Consider the following 6,008-nt stretch of genomic DNA (forward strand, 5'->3'; position numbering starts at 1 on the left):
GCTTGAGAAGGCTTGATTTACCTTAATTCGGCTTGATTTGCTTTCATTCGCTGACGATGCGAACGCTCGAGTCCTCGGAATTTCCCGTCGCGCTCACGGCCTCCGGTCCGCGCCGCTTAGATGAAGGTATCCATCACCACCCCGCCGGCGGCATCGTATACCACCAGTGCCGCCTTGGAATGCCTCATCCTCGCGGCCATCACCGCGGCCACGATATCCGTAAACTCCGAAGTCGTCGTCTCTCCGGCCAGCTTGAGGATGAATTTTCCTTCTCCGGCGCAATAGAGGAAGAATTGAGGCATGCAAAAATGTAAGGGTTAATACCTATAAAAGCAACATTTTCCATATTTTCTCCGGTAGAATTTTACGTGGGTGACGCGTTTTGTGTGACTGAATGCCGCAGTCGTTTTAGTTACTCGCAGCCGCCCCGGCCCGGGATATTCAACCCGCCTTAGGACTCAATGATGAGCCCGCAGCAACGTCGTGACGGCGAAAATCAAGCAAGCGATGCCCCAGCCGACGAGGGCGGAGCGCAAATGGAAGGAGTCAAATTTCATGGGGGGTTCCACGTATATTTACAGTCCGCTGCGATATGGGCAACCGATTTTTTCGTGGGCGGCTGTCATGTTCTCTCTCACGACCGCTGCTTTGCTCATTAGGAGTGACGCTATCAATTTCTGTGCGGAGAGCACGCCCCGGCATTGCTGGATTACCCAATCCTTCAGTCGCTCCCTCCACCACCCGACAGACAACTTCCAATTCCTAATAGGTCTCACCGCTTTCTCCACCAGTCACAAAGTACCGCGATTGTTTAACTTAAAAAAAAGGCCTTTTCCGGTGAAGAGATAGTTGACACCGCTGTAGTCAATTTCCTACAAGCGCACTCGACGCTCGCGGGTCATGACGGCTGTGCGGGTTTCCACGGTGTTCAATAATCCCAACTTATTTCTTATGACAATGAAGCTCCCCCGCCGTTCAATCGCCATTCTCGCCACGGGTATCGCGGCGCTTTGCGCAGGTTTTGGCTCGTCCGCTCACGCGGTAGATCGGACTTGGATTAGCGTTGACCCCTATCCGGTCTGGTCTGCAGGCTCCTCTTTTCAACAAAACTGGAGTGGGTTTGTCACCCCGACTGGTTCGGATAACGCGATTTTCCCTTCGCCGATCCCTCCTTCCTCCAACCCTTCTTTCGTCGGCGCCAACCCGAATGGCAGTGAAATCCTCCTCGTCGACTCCGGCCAGGGTGGACCGATTGCCGCCAATCTCGTCTTCAACGATAACTACACGCTCACCTCGATCCCGGGAGACACGATCCCTGGTTTCTTTTACCCCTACGCTCCGCTGACCCTCACCCAAGGCGGCGTGACGGTGAACGGAGATGCCATCGCTACCATCGACTCCGTCATCAATCTGCCCGGCGGCACTTTGACCAAGCAAGGCACCGGCGATTTGATTTTGTTCCAGACGGTCAAAGGCAATGTCGTCGTGCAGAACGGCGGCCTCGGCGGCGATTTCACGGTGACCGGCAACCTGACCAACAATGCCTTCCTCGCGGGCGGCAAGCTCATCTCCGGCCACACGGCAGCACTTCTCGTGGCGCCCGGCACCATCAAGGTGGGCGGCGATTTCAAGCAGGGCAAGAAGGGCACCCTCTTCGTCCCCATCTCTTCGGAAAGCTCCTACAGCCAGCTCGTGATCAAGGGCAAAGCCAGCCTCGATGGCACGGCCAGTGCCGTGTTCCTCGGCGGCTACACCCCGAAGACGGGCGCGAAGTTCACCATCATCAAAGCCGACGGCGGCGTGAGTGGGGCCTTCGCCGAAGTCAACTCGCCGTTCGGCGGCCCCATCCTGTCGGCCGATTATAGCAACCGCAACACCGTAGTCCTGACCTCGGGTGGTGTCTTCGGCACCGCGCCGAATGGGATTTCCTACAGTCCCAACCAGCAATCCGTCGCCAACGCCCTCGATGCCGTCGCCGGCGATCCGCGCTACGCCAAAGTCTTCAACTTCATTGCCGTCGATGGCGTCCAGAATTTGACGCACAACCTCGACCGCGTGGCTCCCGAAGAATCGGCCGTCATGCAAAGTGCCGGCGCCTCCACCGCGCAGGTCCATTCGAACAACGTCCAGGGCCGCACCACGGTCATCCGCGCCGGGATCGCGAATCCCCTCGTCGGTTCGACCGGCGGTTTCAGCGCCCAAGGCCTGGCCATCAATGGCGATAATCCCAGCTACACCGGTGCTATCAACTTCCGCACCGGCGCCGCCGGACCTCGCGGCGATGACGGCAAGGAATCCAAGGATGTCAAAGATGTTGCCCCGCCCGAAGACCGTTGGGGCGCCTTCCTCTCCGGCACCGGTGAATGGGTCAACGTGAGCGGCACGGAGAATGCCCGCGGTTATGCTCTGTCCAGCGGCGGTTTCACCCTCGGTCTCGACTATAAATTGACGCCCAACTTCGCCATCGGCGTCATGGCCGGCTACACCGGCGCGGGCATCGACCTGGAGGACAACGGCCGCACCTGGGTCAATGGCGGCAAGCTTGGCATCTATGCCACCACCTTCGTGGGCGGTTGGTATGCGGACGCAGCCGTCACCGGCGGTTACACCAGCTACGACAATCGCCGCAGCGCCCTCGGCGGCGACGCGCGCAGCGACACCGATGGTGGCGACCTCAATGTGCTCATCGGCACCGGCTACGATATCAAGGCAGGCGCCCTCACCTTTGGCCCGACGGCCAGCTTCAATTACACCTACACGGGCGTCAACGGCTACACCGAGCACGGCTCGCTGGTTCCGCTGCAAGTCAACGGCAGCCACACCGAATCCGAGCGCCTGTCGCTCGGCTTCAAGGCCAGCTACGAGTGGCATGCCGGCAGCGTGATCGTCCGTCCGGAACTGCGCGCCGCCTGGCAGCATGAGTTTGGCGACGTCAGCAGCACGGTCGCTTCCAGCTTCGCCGCCGGCGGTGGCGGCACCTTCGACTCCGTCGGCACGGAGATCGGTCGCGACAGCTTGCTGCTCGGCGCCGGCTTCGCCGTCCAGTGCTCCAACCGCTGCACCACGTTCCTCTACTACGATGGAGAACTGGGCCGCTCGCACTACATCTCCAACGCCGTCACCGGCGGGATTCGTATCACGTTCTAAGACGGGTCCGATACCTTCCATCGCGAGTTAGGAACACGCTGTTATCCCTGTAGTCGGGTTGATTAACCCCGGCTACAGGGATTCGCGTTGCAGGGCTTGAGGTGCCATCGCGCGCGAATTTTGCCATCGCAGATAGGCTTGAGGAGAAAGAGTAGGAATCAGGAAAGCAGGAAAACAGGAGCCGAGGCTGGGCGGACCGCAGATAATGCCGGGGCGGAGGCGGACGGCATAAATGCCCATGGCGCAATGGTGCAAAAACCGGAGGCGGGCGGAGGTGGTTCGTCTGGTTCCTGATTGATCCCTCTTCGGAAACCGGGTCGCGTGGTTCAGTCAGGTCAATTACGAAATGTGGTGCAGTCGCTCTTCCGAGGGGACGAGGGGCACCGGATGCAGACCGCTTCCGTTCAACGCGCATTGATACCTCCGCTATAGCTTCGGCCGCCGATGGATGTGATAATGAAACATCCTCTCCTCCCAGTCCTCGCGTTGGCCGCTCTAGTCAGTCTCGGCGCGTGTGAACGCAAAGTCGCTGTCGTCGAAACGGTTCCCGCCACGCCGATTCCGGAGCCCGTCGCCCAGACCAAGACGCTGGAAACCACCCGTCTCGGCGCGGCCGTTGACGATTACCAACGCGAGCCCACCGCCGCGCATAAAGCCGAAGTAAACAAGACGCTGGCCAGGCTCGACGAGGAAATTGCCGAGTTGCAAGAGTACGTCGCCAAGCACGATGGCGACGCGCGGGCCAAGGCGGCCGCGAAGCTCGAGAATATGCAAAGTTATCGGGCTGCGGAAGCGCTCCGCTTCACCGCCGCCCAAGCCGGAACACCGATCGAAGCCGCCAGGCCGGCCGACGACCGCACCGGAGCCGACAAGGCCAGGGACGCCGCCCAGAAAGTCGGGGAAAGCGTGCAGGAAGGCGCCCGGAAAGCCGGCGACGCCATCAAGGACGCCGTGCACCCCAACTAACTTCCCAACCGTTTTCCACTCATTCTTCCACCATCTCCAATAACCCCACCTCTATGCCCTCCAAAACCAAAGCAGCAACCAAGACCGTGAAATCCAGCGCGAAGAAAGTCGCCGCCAAGGCGAAACCCGCGGCCAAAAAAGCGACCGCAAAAGTCAAAGCCGCCACCAAACCCGTGGCCAGAAAGACTTCGGCCAAGGCGAAGACCGGAAAGAAGAAAGCGACCGGCTTGATGCGCTCCGTCAAAGAAGGCGTCCAGACCGGAATCGATGCGGTCACGGATCTCGTGAAAAAAGTCACGCCGGACGCGCTCTTGCCCAAGTCCGCCAAAGCCCGGCGGAAATAATCGGACTTGCAGGGCAGCGGTGAGGTTTGCGCTCTGAACTGTAGCGGCGGTCTATGACCGCCGAATGCGATCCCGGGCACGATGCTCCATGTCCTCTGCGGGCGCGAAGTAGAATCCCGACTCAGTCTGCCCTTCGCAGCGGGCGGGGAATGATCGTCAGCTTTCGTTGTTCCAGCAGGTAGCGATAATAGACCGGCCCGAACTGCGTCTGCCTTCCGGCAATGGCATCGTGATCGCCCCGCAAAGAGAAAACCACGGCTGCAGGCGCATTCTCGATCGCGACCCGCCCGCAGTAGATAGTGATGAAATCCGTTCGCGCTCCCAGATGACTGGCGCGCCGATATGCCTTCCACGCCAGGATCGGAATGTCGCCCTTTTGAAACTCGTATTCGTCGCGCCCGGTTCTCTCGAGGACAGCCACCATTTGCCCCAGAGCGCCCCCGCCCCAGAACACCACGATGTATCGCTCGTCCTTGGTGAATTCCGCACTGGAAATGGGTCGGCCGAAATCAAAGATCAGACGCCTCCGCGCCGGCGCTTGCCGTGAGGTAATCCATAGTTCCGGCGCCCAGTCCTTCGCCTTCCCCCGCAGTTCCAGCACGAAAGACTTGGTCGGCGAAAGGACGCGTTGCGCCAGGTAGGCTGCCGGCTTGTCTTCTTCCGCCATACCCTGCCTGGTCAACGTCATGAGCAGAACCACCACGCACGCGATGGAGGGAAAGGAAAGCAATCGGGGCCACATGGTTGAAGATCAGACCTCAGTTCTCCCGTTTTGCAAAGCGGTCCGTCAGGCCCAGCGACGCGACGCCTCCGGCTTGCCCTTGTTGTCTACTGCGTCTGGCTGGGACAAGGGGAGGCCCCGCAAAAAAGATTCAGCCGCCCCGCCTGCGAACAGGGGAGCGGCTGAAAAGTAATCTCTACGCTAAGCTAAGTAGCTCAGGGGTAGAAGGGGGACCAGAAGTCGCTCGGGGCCACGTCGGACAGCTTGCCGAAGCTGGTGGCGCTGAGCTTGGGCAGGGAGTCCACCGAGAAGGAGCCACCGCTGTAAAGGTTGCCGAGCATGTCGGTGCCGCCGGAATTATAAATCACGGAGCCCTTCTTGCAGTAGTTCTGGATGTCGGCCCACTGGACGGTGGCGCCGCTCTGTTTGTTATTTTCGATCGCGTACTGGTCGATGGCCGAATCAATGATGCGGAGATCTTCGAGGATGCGGGTGGCCTGCGAGCGCTTGCGAGCCCGGAGGAAGTTGGGGACGGCGATCGCCGCGAGCAACGCGATGATGGCGACCACGATCATGATTTCAACGAGGGTGAAGCCCCCACGGTTTTTGTTCAGTTTCTGCAACATGGTTTTATGTATGATTGGATGTTTTGTTTTGTTTGCGTGGGTCGCAGGTAAACCAGCGGCGTCACAGACGGCTTATTAAGCAGCCGTGATGCCAAACTCGCCGGCTCGTATAATTTTCATAACACCTTTTTTGAAAACCCCGGCTCGCTCTCTGGCTCTGATGCTGTTGGGTTGAGGTTCTTCCCCGATGCCGTTCCGCAATTT

Annotated in this window: 6 protein-coding genes; 3 read left to right on the plus strand and 3 right to left on the minus strand. The window is 59.6% G+C overall.

Translation table 11 applies throughout. The features are described from left to right. Window positions 1–116 precede the first annotated feature (116 nt). Window positions 117–302 carry a hypothetical protein gene (locus ABJF10_RS03085; RefSeq protein WP_348543049.1) on the minus strand — a complete coding sequence of 62 codons (186 nt, stop codon included), beginning with the start codon at window positions 300–302 and terminating at the stop codon, window positions 117–119. Between the two features lie 655 nt (window positions 303–957). Between ABJF10_RS03085 and ABJF10_RS03090 the strand changes: the two genes are divergently transcribed. The 3 genes from ABJF10_RS03090 (at window position 958) to ABJF10_RS03100 (ending at window position 4,457) form a co-directional block, all read left to right on the plus strand. After that, window positions 958–3,147: an autotransporter domain-containing protein gene (locus tag ABJF10_RS03090; RefSeq protein WP_348543050.1), complete on the plus strand. Its 2,190-nt coding sequence runs from the start codon at window positions 958–960 to the stop codon at window positions 3,145–3,147. A 456-nt stretch (window positions 3,148–3,603) separates the two neighbouring features. After that, complete coding sequence (locus ABJF10_RS03095; protein ID WP_348543051.1) at window positions 3,604–4,113, plus strand: hypothetical protein; 510 nt, start codon at window positions 3,604–3,606, stop codon at window positions 4,111–4,113. A gap of 53 nt (window positions 4,114–4,166) precedes the next feature. Continuing rightward, window positions 4,167–4,457 carry a hypothetical protein gene (locus tag ABJF10_RS03100; RefSeq protein WP_348543052.1) on the plus strand — a complete coding sequence of 97 codons (291 nt, stop codon included), beginning with the start codon at window positions 4,167–4,169 and terminating at the stop codon, window positions 4,455–4,457. 121 nt (window positions 4,458–4,578) lie between these two features. Here the strand turns inward: ABJF10_RS03100 and ABJF10_RS03105 are convergent, their stop codons facing one another. Together ABJF10_RS03105 and ABJF10_RS03110 are read right to left on the minus strand one after the other, a co-directional pair. Further along, window positions 4,579–5,199 (minus strand): hypothetical protein, encoded by a 621-nt coding sequence (locus ABJF10_RS03105; RefSeq protein ID WP_348543053.1) that lies wholly within the window; start codon window positions 5,197–5,199, stop codon window positions 4,579–4,581. A 194-nt stretch (window positions 5,200–5,393) separates the two neighbouring features. Beyond that, complete coding sequence (locus ABJF10_RS03110) at window positions 5,394–5,804, minus strand: prepilin-type N-terminal cleavage/methylation domain-containing protein (protein WP_348543054.1); 411 nt, start codon at window positions 5,802–5,804, stop codon at window positions 5,394–5,396. Window positions 5,805–6,008 lie beyond the last annotated feature (204 nt).

The organism is Chthoniobacter sp., assembly GCF_040003245.1.
Lineage (GTDB): Bacteria > Verrucomicrobiota > Verrucomicrobiia > Chthoniobacterales > Chthoniobacteraceae > Chthoniobacter.

Excerpts from the sequence above, each read along its gene's own strand:
- ABJF10_RS03090 (WP_348543050.1), top strand. The coding sequence starts at position 958 with ATGAAGCTCCCCCGCCGTTCAATCGCCATTCTCGCCACGGGTATCGCG.
- ABJF10_RS03095 (WP_348543051.1), top strand. The coding sequence starts at position 3,604 with ATGAAACATCCTCTCCTCCCAGTCCTCGCGTTGGCCGCTCTAGTCAGT.
- ABJF10_RS03085 (WP_348543049.1), bottom strand. The coding sequence starts at position 302 with ATGCCTCAATTCTTCCTCTATTGCGCCGGAGAAGGAAAATTCATCCTC.
- ABJF10_RS03105 (WP_348543053.1), bottom strand. The coding sequence starts at position 5,199 with ATGTGGCCCCGATTGCTTTCCTTTCCCTCCATCGCGTGCGTGGTGGTT.
- ABJF10_RS03110 (WP_348543054.1), bottom strand. The coding sequence starts at position 5,804 with ATGTTGCAGAAACTGAACAAAAACCGTGGGGGCTTCACCCTCGTTGAA.
- ABJF10_RS03100 (WP_348543052.1), top strand. The coding sequence starts at position 4,167 with ATGCCCTCCAAAACCAAAGCAGCAACCAAGACCGTGAAATCCAGCGCG.